Here is a 24,925-nt window from a genome sequence, read left to right on the forward strand (position 1 = left end):
TTTAGCGCCCACTTACGCGCCAAATTACGTTACCCACATCATCAGCTACTAACAGATCGCCAGACTGGTTGAAAATCACCCCTACTGGCCGGCCTTGTGCCTGGCCTTTGTCATCTACAAATCCGCTTAAGACATCTTGCGGCAACCCTTTGGGTTGTCCTTGGGTGAAGGGCACAAACACCACTTTATAGCCGCTGAGCGGTTTGCGATTCCATGAACCATGTTGACCTATGTACATGCCTGTTGTTAATGGACCTAAGGCATCTGTTGCATTTGCATACAATAGTCCTAAGGAAGCCGTGTGGGCGCCTAGGGCATAATCCGGTTTGATGGCCTGTTCGACCAATTCAGGATGCTCTTGTTCGACTCGCTTATCGATATTGTGTCCAAAATAACTAAAAGGCCAACCATAAAAACCACCTTGTTGCACAGAGGTCATGTAATCCGGTACCAGATTGTCGCCCAGCTCATCTCGCTCATTTACCACCGCCCAAAGTTGATCGTCCACCCAGGCCATACCGACTGGATTGCGCAAGCCCGAGGCAAATAATTTTGTATCACCGCTGGCGATATCGACGGTTAAAATAGCCGCCCGTTGGGTTTCTTTATCCAAGCCATTTTCAGCCACGTTACTGTTTGAGCCCACAGCCACATAAAGCGTTTTACCATCATCACTGGCTAACAGATTTTTTGTCCAATGATGATTAATTGTTCCAGCGGGCAACAAGGCAAGTGTGCGCCCAGGAGTCTTAAGCTGGGTTACATCTGGCTGGTAATCAAATGCCACTATGGCATCGGTATTGGCCACATAGAGTGTATCGCCCACCAAGGCCATACCAAATGGTGAATGCAAATTTTGCAAAAATACCTTTTGCAGGTCGGAAACGCCGTCTTTATTGGTATCGCGCAATAAAGTAATGCGATCTGCGCTTGGTACCCCGGCGCCCGCAGCAGCCATCACTTTACCTTGTGCCCAGGCGACTACCCCGCCATTTTCGTCATGCTTTTGGGGTTTGTTACTTTCTGCTACTAAAATATCGCCATTTGGCAGACGGTAAAGCCAGCGTGGGTGATCCAGGTCAGCGGCAAACTTATTTACTTTTAAGCCTTTAATGGGACTAGTAGGCATATGGTCATCTTGCCAACCCACGGCTTTAGCAATATTGATTGTGGGAATGAGCGACGTGTCTGGCTCGACTAGCTGGGGATCCTGACCATAAGAAATGGCTTCGACCGATGATTCAGGCTGGCTTACGCCGTGGTCTGATTGACAAGCTGTTAGTAACGAAAAACTCAGCAAAGCTACCGCTATTTTCCTGGAGTTGTGACTAATACATGAGCAGGATGAACACTGAACAGGCTTAAACAGTAACGTCGGCATAAGTGGCTCCTTGGGTAATACTTAGTAGCTAAAGATTGTAGTTAACGCACAACGGTAAACATTTTATATCATGGCATCACAATTACATTAGCATTAGTTAATTTTCAGCCAAGATAAATATGTACAATTTGTTGTCACTGGGTTTGCTAGCTGAATAAGAATAGCCCATAGGGGAGGCATATCAAAAAACTATCTGCCTATGCTTTTTACTTTTACTGGTTTTGATTGTTGTACTGCCCGTTCAATAATTATTTGATATGCATACATAATTTGTGACAACCCATATACTACTGCACCAGGTTCATGTTCAGTAATACGCATTTAACTGTCCGGAGAATGATTTTTGTTATCTAAGTTACCAAGGTGGGTAGAGTACGGTGCATTCATTCTTGCGTTTGTTGCCGGTTGTGTAAATGCGGTTGGCCTGATGGGATTCGAACACCAGTCAGTTTCGCACCTATCTGGTACCGCTACTTTACTTGGCGCTCATATTCTAGACTCTTCATTGACGAGTGTTTTTCATTTAGTGGGTATCTTGGTTTCATTTTTTTTTGGTGCGGCCTTATCGGGCTTTTTGGTGCATGGAAATACGTTGAAACTGGGTCGTCACTATGACACTGCGTTAATGGTGGAGGCTATGTTCATATTTTCAGCTTTCTATTTATTATCCAAGGGTTCATCTTATGGTCATTATACCGCATCGGCAGCATGTGGTATCCAAAACGCTCTGGCGACCGCATACAGCGGTGCAGTTATACGTACGACTCATCTGACGGGGATAGTTACTGATTTGGGCATTATGTTTGGCAGGGTAATAAGAGGTAAAACCTTTGATAAAAGAAAAGCAATTCTCTTCCTACTTATCATTACTGGATTTATACTGGGGGGAACATTTGGAGCCTATCTTTTCAGTCTTTATAAGTTTAAAGCGTTGTTAGTGCCGGGTTGTATTTGTGTGGCATTGGCCGTCATCTATCGCGTACATTACAAAAGACATAGTTGATCATTTCGCTAATAGGACGCTGTAGTTTCCAGGTACCAGTTTTCGCCTCTATTAGTCGCGATACTTTACGGCTGACGCAAAGAATATCGAGATAATACTACCTTTACGTTAGAAATAGGGAACATACCGCATATAGGTAAATAACAACGTGCCAGGTGTGCATCTACGGTACACCTAAACATCACGGGGTTATGTTAACACTACCCTCCAAGGTCACCGTCTTGGTATCAATGCTTTCAATGATATTGGTGATGGTGGTTTGCACCGTTTCATCTTGATGAATATCATTGAAGCTGTTAAAGGTTTCTAGCAAAGGTTCGGCCTTCTCCTGCTCGATAAATCCCACTTCCACATGAACTTTTTCAAGCATAGGAGTGCTATAACTTCTTACGTAAAGCAACGTTTGATAGTTGCATTTTCCTGGTTATTGATGACCGGAAGTGTTTAATTTAATGCAGTGTTTTTAGCGTGGCTATCTTTGTAATACCTATGATGAATTTGTATTCACACGATAAGTTGGAACCTTTATGACCTTTCTGCAATTTACTTGCGCAATCACCCCGGTTTTAACGGTTTTTATCTTGCTCGTTATGCTAAGAATACCTGCAAGTAAAGCCATGCCACTCAGTTTGATGGCTACGGCAGTAACCGCTTTTTTTATATGGCAGGTGCCTTTAATCCAATTAATCGCTTCGGTGCTCGAAGGTTGGGTCATTGCGTTAACCATTGTTTGGATCGTTTTTGGTGCCATTCTTTTGTTAAATACGCTGCAGTTTAGCGGAGCTATTGGGGTGGTTAGGGCTGGTTTTACCCAAATTACTCCAGACCGTCGTATTCAAGTTGTCATTATTGGTTGGCTTTTTGTGTCTTTCTTGGAAGGGGCTGCTGGTTTTGGAACACCTGCTGCGATAGTTGCGCCCTTGTTGGTTGCGCTTGGGTTCCCAGCATTGGCCGCGGTGGTTATGACGTTGATCGCCGACAGCTCTGCAGTCTCATTTGGAGCCGTTGGTACACCTGTTACGGTTGGCATTGCTCAAGGTGTAGGAGGTCTCTCTGAAGAAACATTGTGGGCAATTTCAGTGCAAGCTATTGGGTTGGATATATTGGTTGCCTCTTTTTTACCGTTGATCATGGTCGTAATATTGACTCGGTTTTTTGGACCAAACAAGTCTTTCACAGAGGGCGGGGCTGTCTGGGCATTTGCACTTTTTGGTGGACTGTCGTTTACCCTGCCAGCTTGGTTGGTAGCCAAGTTTCTTGGTCCAGAATTTCCTTCGATTTTTGGTGCGTTATTTGGTTTGCTGCTAACAACTTTGGCAGCCAAAAAAGGTTTTTTGATGCCCAAAAAAATATGGTTGTTTGACAGTGATCATCAACAGGCCGAATCAACTTTATATGAAGCGCATCTGATGCCGTTATGGATGGCGTGGGTACCTTATTTGTTGGTCGTCATGTTGTTGGTGCTGACACGTCTGGATTTCTTACCGCTGAAAGGTTGGTTGATGTCTACCGCTTTTTCCTGGAAGAGTATTTTAGGAACGAATGTGAGCGTGACGGCCCATACTTTATACTTGCCCGGCAGTATTTTCGTATTGGTTTCGCTAGTGACTATCTTTTTGCATAAAAAAGACGCTAGGAGGGTTAAATTAGCTTGGCGCAATTCTATTAAGTCTCTGGCTCCAACTGTCATTGCGTTGGCTGCATCAGTTCCTATGGTGCGAATTTTTTTGAACTCGAGCACAAATACCGCTGCGCTAGGCAGTATGCCAATTGAATTAGCCACTCTGGCAGCGGGTAGCTTTTCAGCCGCTTGGCCATTGTTTGCACCGCTAGTAGGGGCTTTAGGCTCATTTATCGCAGGCAGTGCCACGTTTTCAAACATGATGTTTGCCGGCTTGCAGCAATCTATTGCGGTGGAATTAGGGCTCAATGAACGGGTTATGTTAGCGTTACAGATGATAGGTGCGAACGCGGGAAATATGATTTGCGTGGTAAATGTTGTTGCAGCTGCTTCGGTAGTAAATTTAGTTGGTAAAGAAGGACAAATTATTCGATTCACCCTTGTTCCTATGCTGTATTACAGTTTTTTTTCTGGTTTGATTGCATTGATGTTTTTGGCATAAAGAGCCGACCTCCAGTGGCACAGCAAAGAGCGCTATCAGGCATCAAGGGGTTATGTTAACACTGTCCTCCAAAGTTACCGTCTTGGCGTCAACTCTATCAATGATTTTGATGATGGTGGTTTGCACCGTTTCATCCTGACGAATATCATTGATGCTGTTAAAGGTTTCTACCATAGGTCCGGCGTCTTCCTGCTCGATAAAACTCACTTCGACTTTAGTGGCTAACTTTTCACTGGGGCCAAAATAGTTAATGCAGATCATGGGATAACCCTGAAATCCGCGTTTTACGCGTTTGGCAATACGTTTTTGTGACTTGTCTAAATTCATGTTTTCTTCACTGGTAAATGGGATTGAGCGTACAATAAGTGGTAATCATTTCATAATCTAGAATAACTAGCCAGACGAATTGTGAGGGGGGCCGAGAGCTTCTTCAACAACTCGGGTTTTGCAGTTGCAATAACCAATATCCAAGTTACCGTTACCTTTGAAGTGGAAGAATTCGTTGTTCAGGCCCCAGGCGCTGGTTAGACGTTGCGCCCCATGGCGACCACCCCCAGGGCAGCGCAATAGCCATTTCTGATTAGTTTCAGGCTCGCGACCAGCGGCAAAGCCCTGTAGAAATCCGGTTTGAGGGGCGATAAGAACCGGGGTCTGCATAAGCATAAAAGGGGAGTGAAAGGGTGCCTTACGGCTAAATTCCGCCGGCAGTTTAGCGTTGACCACACTGACTTTTTGTTTGCTGATATCGCCGCTCTGAGCCACAAAACTATCTAATAGCCGGTAAAAATCCAGGGCGTCATAAAACCCTTCCTTAACCCGAGCTCGAAACTGGGTTACGTTTTTGGGTGCCATAAAAGGTGTTAATTCGATAATTACGGTACCGGTTGTCAAACGCAGGTAAATCAACCGGTCAGGAGTGGGGGGCGTCATTGGCCTGCAGGTTTGGTTGCCCCCGCTGATAGGACGACTAAAAAGACAGGACTAGGTAGATAATTTTACTTACATTGATGAGCTGTGCTTCTATTAATATTTAATAATAGAAACAAAAAACTCGCCCGTTGGCGAGTTATGTTTCTGGTTAATATTCCAGCCTATTTAACTTCCTCTCCGGCGGCTTGTTTATCCGCATGATAGCTAGAGCGCACCATGGGGCCACAAGCAGCATGACTAAAACCAAGGTCTTTGGCAATAACCCCCAGTTCGTCAAATTCATCTGGGTGCACATAACGCTTAAGAGGAAAGTGGTGTTTGCTGGGTTGTAAGTACTGGCCCAGAGTGAGCATTTCTACATCGTGGGCGCGCAGATCCTTGAGGACTTCAGCGATTTCGTGTTTGTCTTCCCCCATGCCCATCATCAAACCGGACTTGGTAGGGATCTCAGGGTGTTGCTGTTTGAATTTCTTTAGGAGATCCATCGACCACTGGTAATTGGCCCCTGGGCGACATTCCCGGTACAAACGCGGGATAGTTTCCAGATTGTGATTAAATACGTCAGGCAAACCTTGCTTCAAAATCTCCAGAGCAGTGTCCATGCGGCCACGAAAATCCGGCACCAATACTTCAATCTTGGTACTGGGGCTGTGCTCGCGTATAGCATTGATACAATCCACAAAATGCTGGGCGCCGCCATCGCGCAGATCATCCCGGTCAACAGAGGTGATCACCACGTATTTGAGGCCCATTTCAGCAATAGTTTTGGCGAGCTTAATCGGCTCTTCAGCGCTCGGTGGTAAGGGTTTACCATGGGCCACGTCGCAAAACGGACATCGTCTGGTGCAGATATCGCCCAAAATCATGAACGTCGCAGTACCATGATTGAAACATTCTGCCAAATTCGGACAGCTGGCTTCTTCACAGACCGAATGCAGGTTGTTTTTACGCAAGGTCTGCTTGATATGGTCGATTTTATCTGTGGTGCGCGGCAGCTTGATCTTTATCCACTCGGGCTTGCGCAACATTTGCGCCTTTTCTGTGGGCATAATGGTGATAGGGATATGTTTAACTTTTTCATCATCCCGAAGTTTAACTCCGGCTTGTGGACGCGCGTTACTCATCAAAACCTTCTTTGTTTGTTATGCGGGAAATACCCAACAATGAACATAATTTTTCGGCGATAGCAGGCCCTGCTTGTGACAAACTTTGTGGCCCGCCTAGTTGTGTGCAATCTACCATTTCCAGACCAGCATAACCACAGGGATTGATCCGTAAAAAAGGCGATAAGTCCATATTCACATTCAGCGCCAGGCCATGGAAAGAACAGCCACGGCGAATGCGTAAACCGATGGAGCAGATTTTTTTACCCTCAACATAAACTCCTGGTGCATCTTTGCGGGGATAAGCCTGTATGCCAAAAGGTTGTAAACTTTGTACCACGCAATTTTCCAAGGCGCTAACTAAAGTGCGTACCCCAAGACCATTGCGTTTTAAATTGAGCAATACATACATCATTTGTTGGCCCGGCCCGTGGTACGTGACCTGACCGCCCCGGTCGACTTTGACCACAGGAATATCACCTGGATCAAGCACATGTTCCGCCTTACCCGCCTGACCTTGAGTGAATACAGGATCGTGCTCCACTAACCAGATTTCATCGCCACTGGTATCGTCACGAATAGCGGTATAGTCCTGCATGGCCTGCCAAATAGGTTGGTAAGCTTGGCGTCCAAGCTGGCGAATGACTAAAGTATGAACGCTCACCTGCCGGTTTTTCCGGTTCTGCTTGGCAAGGGGGCGTTAAAGCACTACCCGAACCAGCTCTAGCTTGGCCAGCTCGGTGTAAATGGTTTCCATATGTTCTTTACTGGTCACGCGCACACTCAAAGACACAGAATGGTAGGCGCCCTTTGAACTCGGCTTAACACGCGGGTTGTAATCCCCTGGGGCATGGATTTGCAGGCAACTGACGACATGCTCTGTTAGCATGTCGTCGGCCACACCCAATATCTTGAATGTTTGGTGGCAGGGGAAGTCCAATAACTGATCAAAATTTGTGTTCATCTTTTTTCGCTCAATAAACCTAGTTATCAAAACCAAGTTGTAATTTAACAAAATCTACCAGCTGGTCGATCAACCCGCCTTCTTGCACTTCTTGCAGGGTAACCAGCGGGTATTCGGCGATATCGTCACCGTCGAGTTGTAAAAATAATTTACCCACTACTTCGCCTTTGGCCAAAGGCGCTTCAAGTTTTTTGTCAAGCTTGAAGTTTGCTTCCAGATTTTTACTTTGGCCACGGGGAATATTAATGGGCGTATCTTGCAAAATACCTAGATCGACGGTTTCTTTGTCACCCATGAAAATACGGTGCGACACAAAGCTGTCGCCTGCTTTGTACGGGGTAATAGTTTCGTAGAATCTAAAGCCATATTTTAATAGTTTTTTGTTTTCAACCTTGCGGGACCGCTCACTTTCAGCACCCATGACCACGGCGATTAACCGCATGTCGCCTTGGGTGGCAGAGGAAACCAGGCTATAACCTGCGTCTGAGGTGTGGCCGGTTTTGATGCCGTCTACATTCAAACTTTTGTCCCACAATAAGCCATTGCGGTTGTATTGTTTAATGCTGTTATAGGTGAATTCTTTTTCGCTGTAAACATCGTATTCTTTAGGTACATCTCGCACAAGGGCTGCAGCAAGTTTAGCCATATCTCGTGGCGTAGTGTAATGATCCGCATCATGCAAACCGTGGCTATTAACGAAGTGAGTTGAGGTCATGCCGAGCTTTTCGGCATGCATATTCATCATGCTGGCAAAAGCATCTTCACTACCCGCTATGTGTTCAGCCATGGCTACACAAGCATCATTGCCGGATTGCACTATAATGCCGCGGTTTAGGTCGGCGACGGAGATTTGGGTACCCACTTCGATAAACATTTTGGATGAGTCAGGAAAATTTTTGGCCCAGGCGTTTTCCGATATAGTCACCATATCGGTTAATTTTATATTGCCGTTGGCGATTTCTTTGCCTATCACGTAGCTGGTCATCATCTTGGTTAAACTAGCCGGGGGGATCTGAATATCAGAATTTTGCTCGGCGATCACATTACCTGTCTGGAAATCAGTTAAAATATATCCCTTAGCCGCAACCGAAGGGGCAGGCGGGATTACAACAGCCGCTGTTACAGCCAAGCTGCTAAGCGAAAGAGTGACACTGCTAAAAATAGCAACAATAAGATTTTTGGTGTTTCGCATGGACCTACCGTAAATTGAAATTTGTTAAGGAATGTTAGATGAGTGTTATGTCGAAAAAACGACGCTTAATATATCAGTATTTCATTTGCTTTACTGCCGTAGCTACAAAATTTGTTACATAAAGGAAAATCTAAAAATCAAGGATTAGACTCACAATAAGGCATAAAGTTTTATTGCGCTATTATTCTGCGGTATTGAGCTTGTAAGCATCGGAATATCCAGATTTTCGTAGTTCGCTGAGCATGCCATCGGCATGTTCATCATCGTTAAAGGGACCAAGTTGTAGGCGGTATAGACCTTTTTCAAAAGGTGCCATATAGCCAATTTGATATAAAGAGACCAAACCATTGGCGATTTTTTTGAGTCTTTGCTGGTTTTGTAATGCAGCCACCTGGATAAATATCCCGCTATCCAGGGGCGCCACCACTGGCATACTAGTGGGCTCAATAGTCGGCCCGGCGCCTACCGTTATGGCGCCGTCTTCATCCACATGGATAACGTCGAGTTTCACATTAGTGGAGCCTGAACTAAGCATGCCCAGCTTGAGAGCTGCCGCATAAGATAAGTCGATGAGTCTGGCGTCATGAAAGGGCCCTCTGTCATTTACCCGCACCACTGCCTGTTTACCGTTGGCTAGATTGGTCACCCGGACATAAGAAGGCAAGGGTAGGGTTTTATGCGCCGCCGACATGGCATACATATCGTAACGCTCGCCATTGGACGTTAAATGCCCGTGGAATTTTTGGCCGTACCAGGAAGCACCGCCCGTCGCACTGTAACCTTGGCCGGTTTTAATCGGGGTATAGGAGCGCCCTAATACGTGGTAACTGCGCTGATTAGCCGGGGCATAAGGCTCATATTTTGGCACCGCATCATTAAGACCAATTCCGGTCTTGACCACAGTGGGGGCGGAATCATGGCGCTGCTGGTAACGACTGGCAGGCGGCGTTTGGGCGCAGGCGCTGACCAAACTCACCAGAATAACGGTAACGAGAAACTTGTTCATGGTCGCATTTCTGTACTAAGTGAGGCCTTTGGTGCGTCAACTTGCAAGCGCCGAGCATGGCTGAGCTGCAGGCTAAACTGGTATACAGCCATGGCGTAAAGTGGACTATGATTGTAACGGGTAATAACATAAAAATTCTTCAATCCCAGCCAGTGTTCTGCCTCAGTGGGTTGCTCGAATTCAAATAACTTGGCACCACTGGCGCCAGCTATCTGTGCCCAACGGTCTATTGGCCGTTCCATGGAAAATTGCAAGGCGGCCTCTTGGTCTAACTGTATGCCCGCCGTTTCGAGTTGCTCAAAGGTATTTTTATATTTAAGGCCTTTGGCGATAAACTTCTGATATTGGCTATCTGCAACATTGACCGGAAACGCTACAGGTTGATCTTTTTGCCAACCGTGACGATGAAAATAATTGGCTACACTGCCAATGGCATCCACCGGATTATTCAATAAATCCCGACGCCCATCAGCATCAAAATCTATGGCATAGTGGCGGTAACTCGACGGGATAAACTGTCCCCAGCCCAAAGCACCAGCGTAGGAACTGGTTAGTTCGCTTAACAAAAACTGTTCTTCTCTGGCCAGTAAAAATAGTTCAGATAATTCCTTACGAAAAAACGTGCCTCGAGGCGGATAGTGGAAGCCCAGAGTATACAAGGCATCCAGTGCCGAGTAGGTCCCGGTGTATGTGCCATAAAAAGTTTCAACGCCTATTATGGCCACAATAATTTCTGCGGGAATGCCAAATTGCTGCTCTGCACGCTCTAATGTCTGCTGGTGGGTTTGCCAAAATTCCAGGCCTTTGGCCAGGCGCTTATCAGTCAGGAATATTGGCCGGTACTTAAACCAAGGTTTGGCTTCCCAGGGGCGAACGATCGCCGATAGGATATCTTCATTTTTGCTGGCGAGACTTAACTGCTGACGTACCTCATCGGCAGAAAATCCATATTCTTGCACCAGCATAGTGGTAAAAGTTTGCTCGGCACTTTGTGGCTGATGTTCATCGGCATATACCGTTGACACCCCCATCAATGCAGAGAAACTTAGGATGTAAATTAATGATTTTACGGCGCGCACTGGCTCTCCTATGTTGTTTGCTGGTGATTTTATTTCTAAGCGTTTAGCGAGATAACAACCGCTTTTGGGTACTGATCGCCATCAGGATGCCAAAGCCAGCCAATAATGTCACCATAGACGTACCGCCATAACTAATTAACGGTAGCGGTACCCCCACCACGGGCAAGATCCCCGATACCATGCCCATATTGACAAAAACATAGACAAAAAAGGTGAGGGTAATACTGCCTGCAAGTATTTTGCTAAAAGCGTCCTGGGCGCGATTGGCAATGAGCATGCCCCGGATCACGATAAACGTATAAATGGCCAACAGGCCAACCACCCCCCAGAAGCCGAATTCCTCGCTAAACACGGCAAAGATAAAGTCGGTGTGGCGTTCGGGTAAAAATTCCAGTTGGGATTGGGTGCCCAGCAACCAGCCTTTGCCGTTAAGGCCCCCTGAGCCTATAGCGATTTGTGACTGGATGATGTGATAACCCGAGCCTAGAGGGTCACTTTCAGGATTCAAAAACGTTAGCACTCGCTGTTTTTGATAATCCTGCATCAAAAAATTCCACATGATGGGACTAAAAATAGACACAAAAATTGCGATTGCGCCAATAAAACGCCAACTCATACCGGCCAAAAAAAGGGCAAACACACCAGAACTGGCGATAAGTAACGAAGTACCTAAGTCAGGTTGCTGGGCGATCAGCAGGGTAGGTATCCCCACCAACAAAAAACCTATCAGAATTTGGCTAAGTTTAGGGGGAAGATTGAAGCGGCTGATATACCAGGCGACCATCATAGGCACGGCTAATTTCATGATCTCAGAGGGCTGAAAGCGTAACCCACCTAAGTCCAGCCAGCGCTGGGCTCCTTTTCCCACTACTCCAAAACCCATCACCGCAATTAGCATGACCACGCCCAAGCCATAGAAATAGATGGACAGCTTGTGATAGGCCAAAAGGGGGATTTGTGCCACAACCATCATCACACCTATGGCCAATCCAAGACGAATTAGCTGGCGCTGAATTAACTCGAGCTCTTGGCCGCCGGCGGAATATATAGTGAACAGACCCACAGCCATCAATATTAAGAGTCCGGCCATAAGCGGGCCATCACAGTGAATACGGTTTAGCAAGGAGCGTTGGTTGGAATTGAGTTTAGTTCTTAGCATTTTGCCACTAGGGATGTGTATGGGGAGATTGGGTACTGGCGACAGCCTTTTGCGGCACTGTGTCGTCAACGGGAGTCAAAGGTTTGTTGGCAAAAAATTCATCCATCATTTTTCTGGCCAAAGGAGCCGCTTGGGAGCTGCCACCTCCAGCGTTTTCCAGCACCACAGTGACCGCAATTTGTGGATGATCAAAAGGCGCGAAGGCCACATACATGGCATTGTCCCGCAGGTTTTCTGCCAGATTGTCGGCATCATATTTAGCATCCTGGGCAATAGCGACCAATTGGGCTGTACCACTTTTACCGGCCGATACGTAGGGGGTGTCGATAAAGGCGTTGCGGGCGGTGCCTTTTTCTCGGTTAACCACGCCATACATGGCGTCCAGTACAACATCCCAATTTTTGTCGTTGATTACCTCTATGGGGCGCCGCTCTTTACTGCCCTCCAGTTGCAAAGTGTTATCCACCAGTCTGCCGCGCAAAAGTTGGGGGATAAAACGCTTACCATGGTTGACCAAGGTCGAGATCGACTGGGTGAGCTGAATAGGTGTGGCCGTCCAGTAACTTTGACCTATGCCAACCGGGATAGTATCCCCTATGTACCAAGGCTGATTGTAACGCGCGCGTTTCCAGCCCCGGCTGGGCATATTTGCATCCGATTCTTCGTGTAAATCGATGCCACTGTAGTCCCCGAAGCCAAATTCGTGCATATGTTCGCTAATTTTGTCTATGCCTAAACGAAAGGCGAGATCATAGAAAAAAATGTCGCACGATTGCTCGATAGAGCTGGTTACATCCACCCAGCCATGGCCCCATCTTTTCCAATCACGCCATACATGTTCCACATTTTTCAACTGGTACTTACCACTATCAAATATACGAGTGTCTGTGGTAATGACTTTTTCTTCTAGACCGGCCAATGCTAACAGTGGTTTGACCGTTGACGCCGGAGGATATTGCCCTTGAGTGGCACGGTTGATCAAGGGGCGGTCTTTGGAATTAAGCAGCCGGTTATAATTTTTACTGCTGATACCGTGCACAAAAAGATTGGGATCGTAACTGGGACTGCTAAACAGGGCCAGTATCCCGCCGTTTTGCGAGTCGAGCATAACTATCGTGCCTTTGTCTGAGTCCATTATTCGCTGGGCTTCGAGTTGCAGACGAATATCAATATTCAACACCAAGTCTTGACCGGGCACCGGGGGGCTAAAATTGAGGGTGCGAATAATACGCCCCTGATTGTTCACTTCTACTTCTTGATAACCCACCTGGCCATGCAACAATTCTTCGTGATATTTTTCGACACCGAGTTTGCCAATATTGTGAGTCGCGGCATAGTTAGCGTCCAACCCCGCTTCGGTTAATTTTTGCAAATCGTTTTTATTGATCCGGGCTACGTAGCCTAAAACGTGGGTCAGTGTCTTGTTATAGGGGTAATGACGGGTAAGCCTGGCCTCGACCGTTATACCAGGAAACCGGTGTTGATTGGCGGAAAAAATTGCCACCTCTTCCGACGACAACCGTTTACGTAAAGCCACGGGTTTAAAGCGCCTATTACGCTTTATTTCGCGATAAAAATCGGTAATTTCATCTTCATCAATATCCAGCAATACGCTGAGTAAACCTAGGGTTTGCTCCAGATTTTCCACTTGTTCAGGTATGACTTCTAGGCTATAAACGGGACGATTTTCAGCCAGCAACACCCCATTGCGATCATAGATCAGCCCGCGGTTGGGGGCGACGGGTAATACTTTAATGCGGTTGCCGTTGGAGCGAGTCTGATAATCCTCATGGCGCTGCACTTGCAAATAATATAAGTTACTTAACACCATGACTAACATCATTAAGATCACTAAAAGCGAAATAACGGTGCGTCTGGTAAACAGGTTAGCCTCAGCAGTATGGTCTTTTATGGCAATGCGTTTAGGAGGCACCGCTATTCCCTATGGTATGGGTGATTGGTCGTCACCGACCAGGCACGATACAGACTTTCAGCTACGACTATTCGAACTAACGGATGGGGTAGAGTTAGGGCCGACAGTGACCATTTTTGTTCGGATAGGGCGATACATTGGGGCGCCAGCCCCTCAGGTCCGCCTATGAGTAAGCTGATATCCCGACCATCCATTTGCCAATTTTGCATATTCTGAGCAAGTTTTGGCGTGTCCCAGGGTTGGCCCGTTACTTCTAAGGTAACGATACGGTTGCCTTTAGGGATAACGGCTAAAGTCTGCTGCCCTTCTTTATGCAAGATCCGGTTGATATCGGCATTTTTACCTCTTTTACCCGCGGGTATTTCGGTCAAAGACAGGGGCATATCACTGGGAAAACGTCGGGCATATTCCTGATAGCCTTGCTCAACCCAACCTGGCATTTTGCTGCCAACAGCAATTAGTTGAATGCGCATACTCTCACTTAAGGCCTAATGCCGACACGTTGTATTTCTTAAAATGCAGATGAGTTAATTCAGCCCCAAAGTTTTTCCAGTTGATAAAAATCTCGAGCTTCATCTTGCATAACGTGCAGTACCACATCCCCTAAGTCAACTAACACCCAATCCCCGGTCTCGCGACCTTCGATGCCTAACGGCGGGTTACCCGCTTGTTTGGCTTCGATAACCACATTCTCGGCAATGGAAATTACATGGCGTTTGGAGTTACCCGAGCATACCAACATGGTGTCTGTTACGGTTGATTTGTCTGATACGTCTAAATCGATGATATCGCGACCTTTTAAGTTTTCTATTTTGTCTACTACAAAGGCTTTTAACTGTTCGTGATCCAAAGGGATTCCTTTTAGTGAGTGGGCTGAGCTTAAGTTTATCAGAAATTAGCCATCGGCTGATATAACTTATGTTGTTGAATATATGCCAATACCGATGCTGGCAACATTCTTTCTGTCGATAATCCTCTGGCCAGACGCTGACGTAAGTCTGTGGAAGAGATATCAAGCATAGCGGTTTGGGTTAAATATATACAACCTGCGAGCTGCTGATGCAACACTTTTGGGTCCAATATTTGCCGTTTGTGCAAAGTAGCTACCAGTTCAGGTGTTAGCTGTGAAGCTTGTCCAGGACGACCGCAAACCACGAGATGGCTATAGTCGAATAAGGCTTGCCACTCGTGCCAGGAGGGTAAACTCATGAGGGAATCCATACCAATAAAAAAACACAGGGGAGCCTGTGGGTATTCAACACGCAATTCTCGTAGTGTATCTATGCTATAGGATGGTCTGTTACGTTTAATTTCTCGGTCATCTGCATATAACTGAGGGTAGGGCTTTATGGCTAATTCGACCATAGCCAGACGGTGTTCGCTGCTGGTCTCTGGCCCTTGTTTATGTACCGGAATATGGCAAGGGATAACCCCTATATGCGCAATCGAGGTTTGTTTGGCTGCCTGCACCAGCGGCGTAATGTGCCCATTGTGCACAGGATCAAAGGTGCCGCCAAAAAGTCCCTGGGCAGGAGCGAGTTTGTTCACTGTAAGGGATAGTGTTCAAGTGGCATGGGCATAAAAAGCAGACACAAATGACACAGTTCTACATAAGGGCGAGGCACCATGGATTGTTTAAGTGCCTGATCCATTACCGCCAGTTTTTGTTGCAATTGGCTAAGGTGGGTCAGATTTAAACGTCCCATGGCGCTGAGGTATAATGTCTGGCGATTTTTCCAAATACGGTGCTGATTCCAGTTGATTGGCTGGCCCTGCTGGTGACTAAATACCAAAGTTTGCAGTATTTGCCACTCCCGGGTCAGGGCCCAAAGAATAATGTTTGGCTCGACGCCTTCGCTCTCAAGGCGATACAGCATTTTCACCGCTTTTTGCGCGTCACCGGCCAGTAATACATCAACCAGTTGAAATACGTTAAAGCGGGATTGATCAACTACTGCCTGTTCGACCTGTTGAAGACTAGGTTTACCATCGGGATAGAGCAACACTAATTTCTCTATCTCCTGTTTTGCCGCCAGCAAATTTCCTTCACAAAACTCGGTTAACAGCCGGCAATTGTCAGGGGTGGGATCAAGTCCCTGGTGGCGCATCTGGGCCGTTAGCCACTGGTATAACTGTTTAGCATCCAGAGGATAGCAGGGCACATACACGCCGAATTTATCCAGGCTCTTAAACCATTTGCTGCTTTGAACATCTTTGCCTATCTTGGCACCATGGATCACCAACAATATATCAGGGTTTGCGGGTTGGCTAAGTGCGGTGAGTATTTTACTGCCTTCAGTACCCGGCTTGCCTGTTGGCAGCTCGAGCTCAATATATTGACGGCTGGAAAACAGTGACAGGGTTTGGGTCGCTTCTAGCAGACTGTTCCAACTAAACTGGTTATCGACTACCAGGGACTGGCGCTCGTCAAAACCCTGTTGTTTGGCATAGCTGCGTATATCAGCAATGGCTTGCATTTTTTGCTGTGGTTCGTCACCAAAAATCATATAAAAGGGCTGTAAGCCTTGTTGTAATGATGCGTCAAAGCGGTTGGGGTAAACTTGCATCAGGGATTGCTTGGCTCAAGCTTGGCTAGTTTTGCATGGGTCACCGATATTTGGTGGATCATGCGATCTGCGGCCTGGCGACGCATTTCTCCTAACACCAGTTCCAACTCCCGAGATTTGGCCAAAACCGCATCAGGGTCATCCTGGTATTCTCGTCTAATCTCAAAGTCTAATACCTGTGCATCCTTATCGGGGAATTGCAATTGGTAGCGTACCGAATAAATCAGCTCATATTCCGCCACCTGCCCGGTGGGAAACAACGACAGTAATCGCCTGTCCAGGGAATCTGCCACTATAAACAGGCTTAGGGCATCATCTTGTCCGGCAGTGGAGCGGTCAATGAGCTGAACAGTATAGGGTTTTAGCTGTTTCTCCAGGGTACGTTTAAGCGCCGAATGGGGCTGGGCAGCAGCGATTCGCATGACCGTGATATTTTCCGGTAATTCATAATTACCGCGCAGGGAAAAACCACAGCCGTTGACCATGAGTAACAAAAGTAAACTGACACTGCTTGTGGATAATTTCATGCTTAGGTCTGCTTGTTAGTTGGCGACAATATTGAGCAATTTGCCCGGTATATAAATTATTTTGCGCACCGTTTTGTCTTGCAAAAACTGTTGCACATTGGGTTCGCTGACCCCTAAAGTTTTTACCTGTTCATCAGATGTGGTTGCAGATACCGTGAGCTTGGCTCGCACCTTACCGTTGACCTGTACCACGATTAGTTTTTCATCTTCGATCATGGCGGTTTCGTCGGCTTGCGGCCAGCTGGCGGTTTCGACCTCATCCTGATGCCCCAAATCTTGCCACAACACATGACAAATATGCGGCGCCACGGGCGTCAGTAACAGTACTATGGCCTCGATGCCTTCACGCATCACCGCCAAGTCTTGTGGGCTTTCCTGAGGGGCCTTTTGTAAGTGATTCAGCAACTCCATGATCGCCGCCACAGCCGTGTTAAAAGTCTGACGACGCCCTAGGTCGTCACTAACCTTGGCGATGGTGCGATGCACGAGTCGGCGCAGCACTTTTTGAGGTTGGTTTAAATTGGTAACCTCTAATGCCTCTACCCCACCTGATTCAAGGTGTTCTTGCACCAGTTTCCACAGACGCTTGATAAACCGATTGGCGCCTTCTACCCCAGAATCAATCCATTCCAGGGTTTGTTCCGGCGGCGCGGCAAACATGGTAAATACTCGTATAGTGTCGGCTCCGTAAACATCGATAACCTGTTGGGGGTCAATGCCATTGTTCTTGGATTTTGACATTTTGGTCATGCCACCGTGTTGCACAGGCTGACCGTCGGCGCTAAGCACGGATTCGATTATCCGACCCTTGTCATCCTTAACGGTTTGCACATCGGCGGGGGAATACCAAACTTTTTTACCGGTTTGGTCTTCACGGAAAAACGAGTCGGCCAGGACCATGCCCTGACATAACAAACGTTTGTAGGGTTCGTCGGAATTTACCAGGCCCTCATCACGCATGAGTTTATGAAAGAAACGCGAATACAGCAGATGTAAAATGGCGTGTTCGATGCCCCCCACGTACTGGTCCACCGGCAGCCAATAGTTGGCTTGGGCAGGGTCGAGCATAGCTTCGGTGTTTTGCGCACTGCAATAGCGGGCGTAATACCAAGACGATTCCATGAAGGTGTCGAAAGTGTCGGTTTCGCGCTGTGCAGGTTGGCCGTTGTATTCGGTTTTTGCCCATTGGGGATCAGCCTTTATAGGCGAGATAACGCCGTTCATCTGCACATCTTCTGGCAATACCACGGGTAATTGGTCTACAGGCACGGGTACAGATTCGCCGTTTTCCAATTTAAGCATAGGGATAGGGGATCCCCAATATCGCTGCCGGGATACACCCCAGTCACGCAGCCGGTAATTAACGGTTTTCTTTCCTTTACCTTGTTGTTCGAGTACGGCAGCAATGGCGTCAAAAGCTGCTTGGAATTCCAGACCATCAAATTCGGCAGAATTGAAAAGCTGACCTTTTTCGGTATAGGCCCCGGTGCCAATATCCCATGGCTGGTCAGTAGCCAAGGGTTGGATCACGTGTTTGATGCGTAAACCGTATTTATGGGCAAACTCCCAATCCCGCTGATCATGGCCAGGTACGGCCATCACTGCCCCTGAGCCGTAACCCATGAGCACGAAGTTGGCGACCCATACTGGCACTTTTTCACCGGTCAAGGGATGCACGGCATACAAACCCGTAGCGCAGCCTTTTTTCTCCATGGTCGCCAGTTCGGCTTCTGCGGTTTTGGTATTTTTACAAGCTTCAACAAAATCCGCTAATTGAGGATTACTTTTGGCTGCATGCAGGGCTAGTGGATGTTGGGCTGCCACGGCCACATACGTCACCCCATACAGGGTATCAGGGCGTGTGGTATATACACTAAAGTTATCTATATCAGCTGCGGCTTCGGTTAACTTGAAGGTGATATCGACACCTTCAGAGCGACCTATCCAGTTTTTTTGCATGGCTTTGACTTGTTCGGGCCAGTCTTCGAGCTGTTCTAAATCTGTCAGCAATTCTTCGGCATAATCAGTGATCTTAACAAACCACTGGGGGATTTCTTTTTGTTCGACCAGTGCACCTGATCGCCAGCCACGGCCATCGATCACTTGTTCGTTGGCTAAAACTGTATGATCCACCGGATCCCAGTTAACAGTCGAATTCTTTTTATACACCAGTCCTTTTTCAAACAAACGAGTAAAAAACCACTGCTCCCAACGATAATATTCTTGTTTGCAGGTGGTGACTTCTCTGTCCCAGTCATAACCAAAACCTAATGACTTGAGCTGAGTTTTCATGTAATCAATATTTTGGTAAGTCCAATTGGCTGGGGCGGTGTTGTTGTTCAAAGCGGCATTTTCTGCGGGTAAGCCGAAGGCATCCCAGCCCATGGGCTGCAATACATTTTTGCCATTCATACGCTGGAAGCGGCTGATCACATCCCCAATGGTGTAATTACGCACATGACCCATGTGCAAGCGACCGCTTGGATAGGGAAACATTGATAGACAGTAGAATTTTTCTTTATCCGCTTGTTCTGTCGCTTTGAATGTCTGGTTGGTTTCCCAGTGTGCTTGCACCTCTTGTTCGATTTTCTGAGGGTGATAGAGTTTTTCGGCCATTAAAAAGAGTTTCCGCGACTGATGTATGATTGAATGCTTAGCCGAGTAGAATACCCCAGCGCGTCCGTGGGGAACAAGGGCAGAACGCGGATTTCCGGTTTTTTGCTGAAATTTTCATCAGCAAAACATATATTGCCAAGAGCTGCCGGACGCTAAATCCATGGCTTGGCTAACAAAATTAGGCTAAGGACGGGAAGGCGTGTTTATCCATATAGATTGTTAATGGGACCAGCTGTAATTTTGCACGTGGGCGACTACAGGGGCCAGCTTGGTAAAACCATCTTTGGACACACCGCTGACATTATAGGTCAGGACCACCTTAGGGCCATTTTCAATTTCCTCAATAGACCCATTTAATGCGCCATACCAACCCTTACCCTGAAATGGGCCAAGTCCCCCGGTCATTCGCAAGAGTTTTTGTGGTAGCGGGGAGCTTTCATATTTTGTGAACCTTATTTTACTAAATAGCCACGAATGATAGTCTGATCTGTCTTCGAGTCGCAGTAAAATTGTTTTGCATGCCATAACAAACGCGCTTTCTTTGCGTATCTGTTTGACAGCATAAGCGAATCGGGTTTCACTACCCAAAAAAGGAAAAGTCCATTTCTATTATGCACAGTAAATACGCGTTGAGTTTGCAGCAAATCACTGCTAAACCAAGTCGTCGTTTGATTAATCACTCGTTAAAAGATGAAAAAGCGCTAAATTCGACCTTTATCGGCCAGGATCGCGCCCGAGATGCCCTGGAATTTGGCCTGGGTATCAACTCAAAGGGTTACAACCTGTATGTGATGGGAGAACAGGCTACCGGCCGTTCCACATTGGTGCATGAATACCTCGGCAAATATGTGAGCAAGGTGTTAACCCCGGATGACTGGTGTTATATCAATAATTTCGAAGACGAGCGGGAGCCCTTTGCGCTGCGTTTACCTCCGGGCGAGAGTAAACGCCTAGTTAAAGAAATGGATAACTTGATTGATGAACTGCTGGACACGTTTCCCGCGGCTTTCGATAATCCCGGTTATCAGCGTAAAAAAGCTGCCATTACCCGAGGCTTCGATCAGCGTTATGATCAGGCAATTGACGATGTTGAGCAACTGGCGCAAAAACAAAATGTGGCACTGTATGAAGATAACGGTAGTATTACCTTTTCGCCGATTGTAAACGGTAAACCCATTACCGATGCGGAGTTTACCAAACTTAGCGACGAAGCCCGCCAGCAATATTATCAACTGATAGACGATTTGGAAAACCGTCTCAGCGAAGCATTGATCGAGTTACCGAAGTGGAAGCGAGCTTCTTCTGAGCAACTAAGGGCGCTCAAAAAAGACACGGCCGAACAGGGCATCAAACCTTTGCTCAAAGATCTGGAACATAAATATGCCGGGGATCTGGGGATATTAAAGTTTCTGCGCCAATTGAAACCGCATTTAGTGGAAACCATAGTCGAAATACTGGCGGATGAGAAAAAAGACGACAAACAGGACGAATACGACCGCCGTTCGATACTCGAAGAGCAGTATTTACCCAATGTTCTGGTTACTCATCAACTCAACAGTGGCGCACCGGTAATTTACGAGCCTAACCCAACCCATCAAAATCTGTTTGGCCGGGTTGAATATACCAATGTCTCAGGCTCTGTTTTTACCAACTATCGGATGATCCGCCCTGGGGCGTTGCACAAGGCTAACGGTGGTTATTTACTGCTGGATGTGGATAAGTTAATTGAACAACCATTTGCCTGGGAGACCCTCAAGTTAGTGCTAAAGTTTGGCACCCTGAAGATGGATCTTCCCCAGCCAGATGTTGGCATGGTTAATTCCATCACCTTAAACCCGCAACAGATCCCGATCAATGTCAAAGTGGTATTGTTGGGTTCCCGGGATTTATATTACAACCTGCAAGATTACGACGATGAATTCTACGAGCTATTTCGGGTGCTGGTAGATTTTGATCATGAAATTCCTTTAAACAAAACCACCTTATTTGATTTTGTTGGCCGGGTGCGCAATGAAGTAGCCCAACTGGGATTAAAGAGTCTTTCCCCTAAGGCCATGTATCGCCTGGTTGAATACAGTTTGCGCCTGGCGGAACATCAACAGCGACTCTCTGCGCGTTTCTCCGATGTGATTGAGCTGCTGCATGAGAGTATGTATTTTTGTCGCAAGGAACAGGTGTTAGATTTGGATGTGCGCCATATAGAATCGGCCCTGGCAGCCAAAACACACCGCACGGGCAGGGTCAGCGAAGCCGTGCTGGATGACATCAAACAAGGGCAAATACTTATTGCCACCGATGGGGTGGATGTGGGTAAGGTAAACGGTTTAACCGTGCTGGAAATTGGCGACAGCATGTTTGGTACCCCGGCTCGTATTACATCAACCGTATACGCCGGTGCTAACGGCGTAGTGGATATCGAACGGGAAGTCGAGCTGGGCCAACCGATCCACTCTAAAGGTGTGATGTTATTAACCGGTTATCTGGGGCACAAATACGCCCAATTATTTCCCTTGACCTTGTCAGCCAATATCGCCATCGAACAGTCTTATGGGCATATCGACGGGGATAGCGCTTCCCTTGCTGAATTAATTGCCTTGATTTCCGCCTTAACCAATGTGCCTACTCGTCAGGATTTAGCTATTACTGGCTCTATCAACCAGTATGGTCAGGTGCAGTCGGTCGGCGGGGTGAACGAAAAAATCGAGGGCTTTTTCAAATTGTGTCAACACCGTGGTTTAACTGGCCAACAAGGGGTGATTATCCCCAAATCCAACCAAATCAATTTGATGTTAGACAAAGAAGTGGTCGCAGCGGTTAAACTGCAAAAATTCCATATTTACGTGGCCGAAACGGTGGATCAGGCTCTTGAGTTAATTATGGATAAAGAAGTCGGTAAACTGAACAGTCGGGGTCGATACCCTAAAGGAACCATCAATTATCTGGCGGTCAGTAGTCTGCTCAATATTGCCAACGTGGTTAATGGCAGTGAAGAGGATTAGTAGAGGTTTACCCTACATGTGCAGCTCGCCGCTATTGCGGCGCGTAAAATTAATGATAACGAGGTAATAGATGCAAATAACCAAAGATACCGTAGTGCAGTTTAAGTATCGAATTTATGAGCTTGATGGCACTGAGCTGGAGAATAACCACGATAATGAACCTGTTGCCTATTTACATGGCCACAGCAACATGATGCCAGGGGTAGAAGGGGCCTTAGAAGGCAAGGCCGTGGGTGACAATTTTACGGTAGAGCTAGAACCCGCTCAAACTTACGGTGAAATTCAGGCCGATAGCCATCAGCGAATCCCCGTCAAGCATCTGCAAGGGGCTAAGAAATGGAAAGCTGGCATGACGGCTGTGGTTAATACCGACCAGGGCCAGCGTGAAGTGACCATACTAAAGATAGGCAAATTCATGGTCACGGTGGATATTAATCATCCTTTGGCGGGTAAAACCCTGAAGTTCGAACTCGAAGTAACCGACGTGCGCCAAGCTACCGCAGAAGAAGTTGAACACGGCCACGCCCATGGTGTGGGCGGACATCACCACTAACCGTTGGTAACCTGGCTGTTGGGCAATTCTAAAGCCAGCTGATTGGCTTCGAAGCAATAAATACGATTGCGGCCCAAGTCTTTGGATTGATACAGGGCTGAGTCGGCGCCGGCAAAAAGTTTTTCCAAGTGATAGCCACAAGTTTTTGCGTCACTTACCCCAAAGCTGGCGCTGAGGGAAAATTGATGGCCACAGCCCTGGCTGTCAATTTTCTCTATCGCTTGGCGGCACTGTTCTGCTAATAACAAAGCTTTGTCTACCGAGCAATTGGGTAATAATATGCCAAATTCTTCGCCGCCTAAGCGCCCCACATAATCATTTCCTCGGCAGCTATCTTGTGTGGCTGCTACCACTTCCTTTAAGGCCCAGTCGCCTGTTTGATGGCCAAAGTTATCGTTAATTTTTTTAAAAAAATCCAAATCGAATAAAATAAAACTAATCTGCTGGTGGTTTTTACAGCAATAGGTTACGGCATCAGCGGCTTGTTGATTAAAGTGGCGGCGATTAGCCAACCCGGTTAGTTCATCGGTTTGGGCCATGACCCGTAATTTAAGATGATTGCGCCGGTTTTTATAGGCCCATAAAAACATGACGATCATTACCAGCCCAATCAAGCTCATAAACAAACGGTCATTTTCCGCGGAAGTTTTGCCCAACGCAGCCTGAGTTTTCAGCAGGGCGTTTTCTTTGTCCAGCAAGTTGATTTGGGTGATTTTTGCCACAGAGTCTAATTTAGCTTTTTGAATAGCCAGTTGTTTGGCATAATCTTGCTCAAATTTCAATTTCTCAGCAACAAACACCCGCTTGTAAAACTCCAAGGCTCGCGAACTAAGTCCGTTCATCTCTGAGATGTCAGCCAAAATCTTTAACGCTGTGAGGATCGGTGGCTGGTACTGCTCATCGGTGCTGAGTATCTTGCTCGCATAGTATTCTGCTTGAGTTGTATTGCCCATCGCCATGTATGTCTGGGCCAGTAATTCGAAATACGAAGTAACCATAGGTAGATATTGCGTTTCCTCAACTTCGTCTAGTGTTTCAAGCAGGAGAGTTAAAGCTTCCTGAGGTTTATTTTTCTGCAATAAAAATGTACTTAGATAGGAAATAGAGTTCTGTTTAATGATTAATGCGTTTGCATCATTACATTGGGCAATATTTCGGTCGAAGTCGTTAATAGTTAACGTATCAGGGTTGCTCTTTAAATGTGCATACAGGTATTCGGATTTTGCATTACATTTAGTGCGTTGTGATGTAGCACGTTCATCCAAATTCTGTGCTATTTCCATAGCCTGTTGGTAGTCCCCCATCTGATTGAAAAAAAACAACATACTAAGATATGGCTGATCCACAATTATTGCGTTACTTGACTGCGATAGTTTTTGCTGGAGGTGGTTAACCGTAGTGAGTCCTTTTTGCCACTGCTGAGTACCTGTGTACCAAGTCACCAATGACGCAAGTAGTCTTAATTCAATTTTTTCTGAAGTCACCTTTCTGCGCAATATTTCGAGCTCTTCAATGGCTTTTAACAAATTGCCTGTCATGGAAATATTAAAGGCTAAAAGATAATCATACCTATCTTGTTCGGTGACGGAGAGATCTTCGCGTTGAATCTTTAATAGGTAAACTTTTGATTGTGACGCGGATGTACTTCTTAGTTCATCTGCTAATTTTAATAAGTCGTGGGGAGTCGCAGCATTAACCTTTAACGATAATGCTGCTATCAAGACAGCAATAATGCATCCGAAAGCTTTCACTATCAGCTACAACACAACAAAGTCATTTAAGAAAGTTGC

General features: G+C 46.6%; 24 protein-coding genes. 4 read left to right on the forward strand and 20 right to left on the reverse strand.

Annotated elements, in window-relative coordinates; all coding sequences use genetic code 11:
• Position 1: 1 nt before the first annotated feature.
• Positions 2 to 1,381, reverse strand: a complete 1,380-nt coding sequence (locus tag AC3RV5_RS08125) for a PQQ-dependent sugar dehydrogenase (RefSeq protein WP_489731425.1) — start codon at positions 1,379 to 1,381, stop codon at positions 2 to 4.
• Positions 1,382 to 1,724: 343 nt separating this feature from the next.
• Here AC3RV5_RS08125 and AC3RV5_RS08130 point away from each other — a divergent pair, with 343 nt between their 5' ends.
• On the forward strand, positions 1,725 to 2,384 hold the full coding sequence (locus tag AC3RV5_RS08130) for a YoaK family protein (RefSeq protein WP_489731426.1): 660 nt from the start codon (positions 1,725 to 1,727) through the stop codon (positions 2,382 to 2,384).
• Positions 2,385 to 2,565: 181 nt separating this feature from the next.
• On the opposite strand, the gene AC3RV5_RS08135 is transcribed toward AC3RV5_RS08130, so the two are convergent.
• Positions 2,566 to 2,754, reverse strand: coding sequence for a hypothetical protein (locus AC3RV5_RS08135; RefSeq protein WP_489731427.1), 189 nt, complete (start codon positions 2,752 to 2,754; stop codon positions 2,566 to 2,568).
• A 157-nt stretch (positions 2,755 to 2,911) separates the two neighbouring features.
• On the opposite strand from AC3RV5_RS08135, the gene AC3RV5_RS08140 reads away from it, so the two are divergent.
• A complete protein-coding gene (locus tag AC3RV5_RS08140) occupies positions 2,912 to 4,507 on the forward strand; it encodes an L-lactate permease (protein ID WP_489731428.1) in 1,596 nt (531 codons plus the stop codon).
• A gap of 42 nt (positions 4,508 to 4,549) precedes the next feature.
• On the opposite strand, the gene AC3RV5_RS08145 is transcribed toward AC3RV5_RS08140, so the two are convergent.
• From AC3RV5_RS08145 to AC3RV5_RS08225, 17 genes are all read right to left on the reverse strand, one after another.
• Entirely contained in the window at positions 4,550 to 4,834 is a 285-nt protein-coding gene (locus AC3RV5_RS08145; protein WP_489731429.1) for a hypothetical protein, read from the reverse strand.
• 66 nt (positions 4,835 to 4,900) lie between these two features.
• Positions 4,901 to 5,437 carry a peptidylprolyl isomerase gene (locus tag AC3RV5_RS08150; RefSeq protein WP_489731430.1) on the reverse strand — a complete coding sequence of 179 codons (537 nt, stop codon included), beginning with the start codon at positions 5,435 to 5,437 and terminating at the stop codon, positions 4,901 to 4,903.
• A gap of 161 nt (positions 5,438 to 5,598) precedes the next feature.
• Positions 5,599 to 6,561, reverse strand: a complete 963-nt coding sequence (gene lipA / locus AC3RV5_RS08155) for a lipoyl synthase (RefSeq protein WP_489731431.1) — start codon at positions 6,559 to 6,561, stop codon at positions 5,599 to 5,601.
• Positions 6,554 to 7,138 carry a lipoyl(octanoyl) transferase LipB gene (lipB, locus tag AC3RV5_RS08160; protein WP_489732118.1) on the reverse strand — a complete coding sequence of 195 codons (585 nt, stop codon included), beginning with the start codon at positions 7,136 to 7,138 and terminating at the stop codon, positions 6,554 to 6,556. The genes lipA and lipB overlap by 8 nt, the downstream gene beginning before the upstream one ends.
• Before the next feature lie 102 nt (positions 7,139 to 7,240).
• Complete coding sequence (gene ybeD, locus AC3RV5_RS08165; protein ID WP_489731432.1) at positions 7,241 to 7,504, reverse strand: DUF493 family protein YbeD; 264 nt, start codon at positions 7,502 to 7,504, stop codon at positions 7,241 to 7,243.
• Positions 7,505 to 7,523: 19 nt separating this feature from the next.
• Positions 7,524 to 8,696, reverse strand: a complete 1,173-nt coding sequence (locus tag AC3RV5_RS08170) for a serine hydrolase (protein WP_489731433.1) — start codon at positions 8,694 to 8,696, stop codon at positions 7,524 to 7,526.
• Positions 8,697 to 8,877: 181 nt separating this feature from the next.
• Positions 8,878 to 9,702 carry a septal ring lytic transglycosylase RlpA family protein gene (locus AC3RV5_RS08175; protein ID WP_489731434.1) on the reverse strand — a complete coding sequence of 275 codons (825 nt, stop codon included), beginning with the start codon at positions 9,700 to 9,702 and terminating at the stop codon, positions 8,878 to 8,880.
• Positions 9,699 to 10,733 (reverse strand): lytic murein transglycosylase B, encoded by a 1,035-nt coding sequence (mltB, locus tag AC3RV5_RS08180; RefSeq protein WP_489732119.1) that lies wholly within the window; start codon positions 10,731 to 10,733, stop codon positions 9,699 to 9,701. The genes AC3RV5_RS08175 and mltB overlap by 4 nt, the downstream gene beginning before the upstream one ends.
• A 91-nt stretch (positions 10,734 to 10,824) precedes the next feature.
• On the reverse strand, positions 10,825 to 11,940 hold the full coding sequence (gene rodA / locus AC3RV5_RS08185; protein WP_489731435.1) for a rod shape-determining protein RodA: 1,116 nt from the start codon (positions 11,938 to 11,940) through the stop codon (positions 10,825 to 10,827).
• 7 nt (positions 11,941 to 11,947) lie between these two features.
• Positions 11,948 to 13,873 carry a penicillin-binding protein 2 gene (gene mrdA, locus AC3RV5_RS08190; RefSeq protein WP_489731436.1) on the reverse strand — a complete coding sequence of 642 codons (1,926 nt, stop codon included), beginning with the start codon at positions 13,871 to 13,873 and terminating at the stop codon, positions 11,948 to 11,950.
• Between the two features lie 2 nt (positions 13,874 to 13,875).
• Positions 13,876 to 14,346 carry a 23S rRNA (pseudouridine(1915)-N(3))-methyltransferase RlmH gene (gene rlmH / locus AC3RV5_RS08195; protein WP_489731437.1) on the reverse strand — a complete coding sequence of 157 codons (471 nt, stop codon included), beginning with the start codon at positions 14,344 to 14,346 and terminating at the stop codon, positions 13,876 to 13,878.
• 59 nt (positions 14,347 to 14,405) lie between these two features.
• The gene (gene rsfS, locus AC3RV5_RS08200; protein ID WP_489731438.1) at positions 14,406 to 14,723 is read right to left on the reverse strand and encodes a ribosome silencing factor; all 318 of its coding nucleotides are present in this window, start codon (positions 14,721 to 14,723) and stop codon (positions 14,406 to 14,408) included.
• 38 nt (positions 14,724 to 14,761) lie between these two features.
• Positions 14,762 to 15,421: a nicotinate-nucleotide adenylyltransferase gene (gene nadD, locus AC3RV5_RS08205; RefSeq protein ID WP_489731439.1), complete on the reverse strand. Its 660-nt coding sequence runs from the start codon at positions 15,419 to 15,421 to the stop codon at positions 14,762 to 14,764.
• Positions 15,418 to 16,440, reverse strand: coding sequence for a DNA polymerase III subunit delta (holA, locus tag AC3RV5_RS08210; protein WP_489731440.1), 1,023 nt, complete (start codon positions 16,438 to 16,440; stop codon positions 15,418 to 15,420). The genes nadD and holA overlap by 4 nt, the downstream gene beginning before the upstream one ends.
• Positions 16,440 to 16,967: an LPS-assembly lipoprotein LptE gene (locus tag AC3RV5_RS08215; protein ID WP_489731441.1), complete on the reverse strand. Its 528-nt coding sequence runs from the start codon at positions 16,965 to 16,967 to the stop codon at positions 16,440 to 16,442. Before AC3RV5_RS08215 ends, holA begins: the two co-directional genes overlap by 1 nt.
• 15 nt (positions 16,968 to 16,982) lie before the next feature.
• The gene (gene leuS, locus AC3RV5_RS08220; protein WP_489731442.1) at positions 16,983 to 19,583 is read right to left on the reverse strand and encodes a leucine--tRNA ligase; all 2,601 of its coding nucleotides are present in this window, start codon (positions 19,581 to 19,583) and stop codon (positions 16,983 to 16,985) included.
• Between the two features lie 219 nt (positions 19,584 to 19,802).
• Positions 19,803 to 19,988, reverse strand: coding sequence for a hypothetical protein (locus AC3RV5_RS08225; protein WP_489731443.1), 186 nt, complete (start codon positions 19,986 to 19,988; stop codon positions 19,803 to 19,805).
• Positions 19,989 to 20,194: 206 nt separating this feature from the next.
• Between AC3RV5_RS08225 and AC3RV5_RS08230 the strand changes: the two genes are divergently transcribed.
• Together AC3RV5_RS08230 and AC3RV5_RS08235 are read left to right on the forward strand one after the other, a co-directional pair.
• A complete protein-coding gene (locus AC3RV5_RS08230; protein ID WP_489731444.1) occupies positions 20,195 to 22,582 on the forward strand; it encodes a Lon protease family protein in 2,388 nt (795 codons plus the stop codon).
• Between the two features lie 70 nt (positions 22,583 to 22,652).
• The gene (locus tag AC3RV5_RS08235; protein ID WP_489731445.1) at positions 22,653 to 23,135 is read left to right on the forward strand and encodes an FKBP-type peptidyl-prolyl cis-trans isomerase; all 483 of its coding nucleotides are present in this window, start codon (positions 22,653 to 22,655) and stop codon (positions 23,133 to 23,135) included.
• On the opposite strand, the gene AC3RV5_RS08240 is transcribed toward AC3RV5_RS08235, so the two are convergent.
• Positions 23,132 to 24,886: a GGDEF domain-containing protein gene (locus tag AC3RV5_RS08240; protein WP_489731446.1), complete on the reverse strand. Its 1,755-nt coding sequence runs from the start codon at positions 24,884 to 24,886 to the stop codon at positions 23,132 to 23,134. The two genes, AC3RV5_RS08235 and AC3RV5_RS08240, sit on opposite strands and share 4 nt — an antisense overlap.
• Between the last annotated feature and the right edge of the window lie 39 nt (positions 24,887 to 24,925).

The organism is Paraglaciecola sp. IT1134 (assembly GCF_058068185.1).

Excerpts from the sequence above, each read along its gene's own strand:
- AC3RV5_RS08125 (WP_489731425.1), bottom strand. The coding sequence starts at position 1,381 with ATGCCGACGTTACTGTTTAAGCCTGTTCAGTGTTCATCCTGCTCATGT.
- AC3RV5_RS08135 (WP_489731427.1), bottom strand. The coding sequence starts at position 2,754 with ATGCTTGAAAAAGTTCATGTGGAAGTGGGATTTATCGAGCAGGAGAAG.
- AC3RV5_RS08140 (WP_489731428.1), top strand. The coding sequence starts at position 2,912 with ATGACCTTTCTGCAATTTACTTGCGCAATCACCCCGGTTTTAACGGTT.
- AC3RV5_RS08145 (WP_489731429.1), bottom strand. The coding sequence starts at position 4,834 with ATGAATTTAGACAAGTCACAAAAACGTATTGCCAAACGCGTAAAACGC.
- AC3RV5_RS08150 (WP_489731430.1), bottom strand. The coding sequence starts at position 5,437 with ATGACGCCCCCCACTCCTGACCGGTTGATTTACCTGCGTTTGACAACC.
- lipA (WP_489731431.1), bottom strand. The coding sequence starts at position 6,561 with ATGAGTAACGCGCGTCCACAAGCCGGAGTTAAACTTCGGGATGATGAA.
- lipB (WP_489732118.1), bottom strand. The coding sequence starts at position 7,138 with ATGCAGGACTATACCGCTATTCGTGACGATACCAGTGGCGATGAAATC.
- ybeD (WP_489731432.1), bottom strand. The coding sequence starts at position 7,504 with ATGAACACAAATTTTGATCAGTTATTGGACTTCCCCTGCCACCAAACA.
- AC3RV5_RS08170 (WP_489731433.1), bottom strand. The coding sequence starts at position 8,696 with ATGCGAAACACCAAAAATCTTATTGTTGCTATTTTTAGCAGTGTCACT.
- AC3RV5_RS08175 (WP_489731434.1), bottom strand. The coding sequence starts at position 9,702 with ATGAACAAGTTTCTCGTTACCGTTATTCTGGTGAGTTTGGTCAGCGCC.
- mltB (WP_489732119.1), bottom strand. The coding sequence starts at position 10,733 with ATGGGGGTGTCAACGGTATATGCCGATGAACATCAGCCACAAAGTGCC.
- rodA (WP_489731435.1), bottom strand. The coding sequence starts at position 11,940 with ATGCTAAGAACTAAACTCAATTCCAACCAACGCTCCTTGCTAAACCGT.
- rlmH (WP_489731437.1), bottom strand. The coding sequence starts at position 14,346 with ATGCGCATTCAACTAATTGCTGTTGGCAGCAAAATGCCAGGTTGGGTT.
- holA (WP_489731440.1), bottom strand. The coding sequence starts at position 16,440 with ATGCAAGTTTACCCCAACCGCTTTGACGCATCATTACAACAAGGCTTA.
- AC3RV5_RS08215 (WP_489731441.1), bottom strand. The coding sequence starts at position 16,967 with ATGAAATTATCCACAAGCAGTGTCAGTTTACTTTTGTTACTCATGGTC.
- leuS (WP_489731442.1), bottom strand. The coding sequence starts at position 19,583 with ATGGCCGAAAAACTCTATCACCCTCAGAAAATCGAACAAGAGGTGCAA.
- AC3RV5_RS08225 (WP_489731443.1), bottom strand. The coding sequence starts at position 19,988 with ATGACCGGGGGACTTGGCCCATTTCAGGGTAAGGGTTGGTATGGCGCA.
- AC3RV5_RS08230 (WP_489731444.1), top strand. The coding sequence starts at position 20,195 with ATGCACAGTAAATACGCGTTGAGTTTGCAGCAAATCACTGCTAAACCA.
- AC3RV5_RS08235 (WP_489731445.1), top strand. The coding sequence starts at position 22,653 with ATGCAAATAACCAAAGATACCGTAGTGCAGTTTAAGTATCGAATTTAT.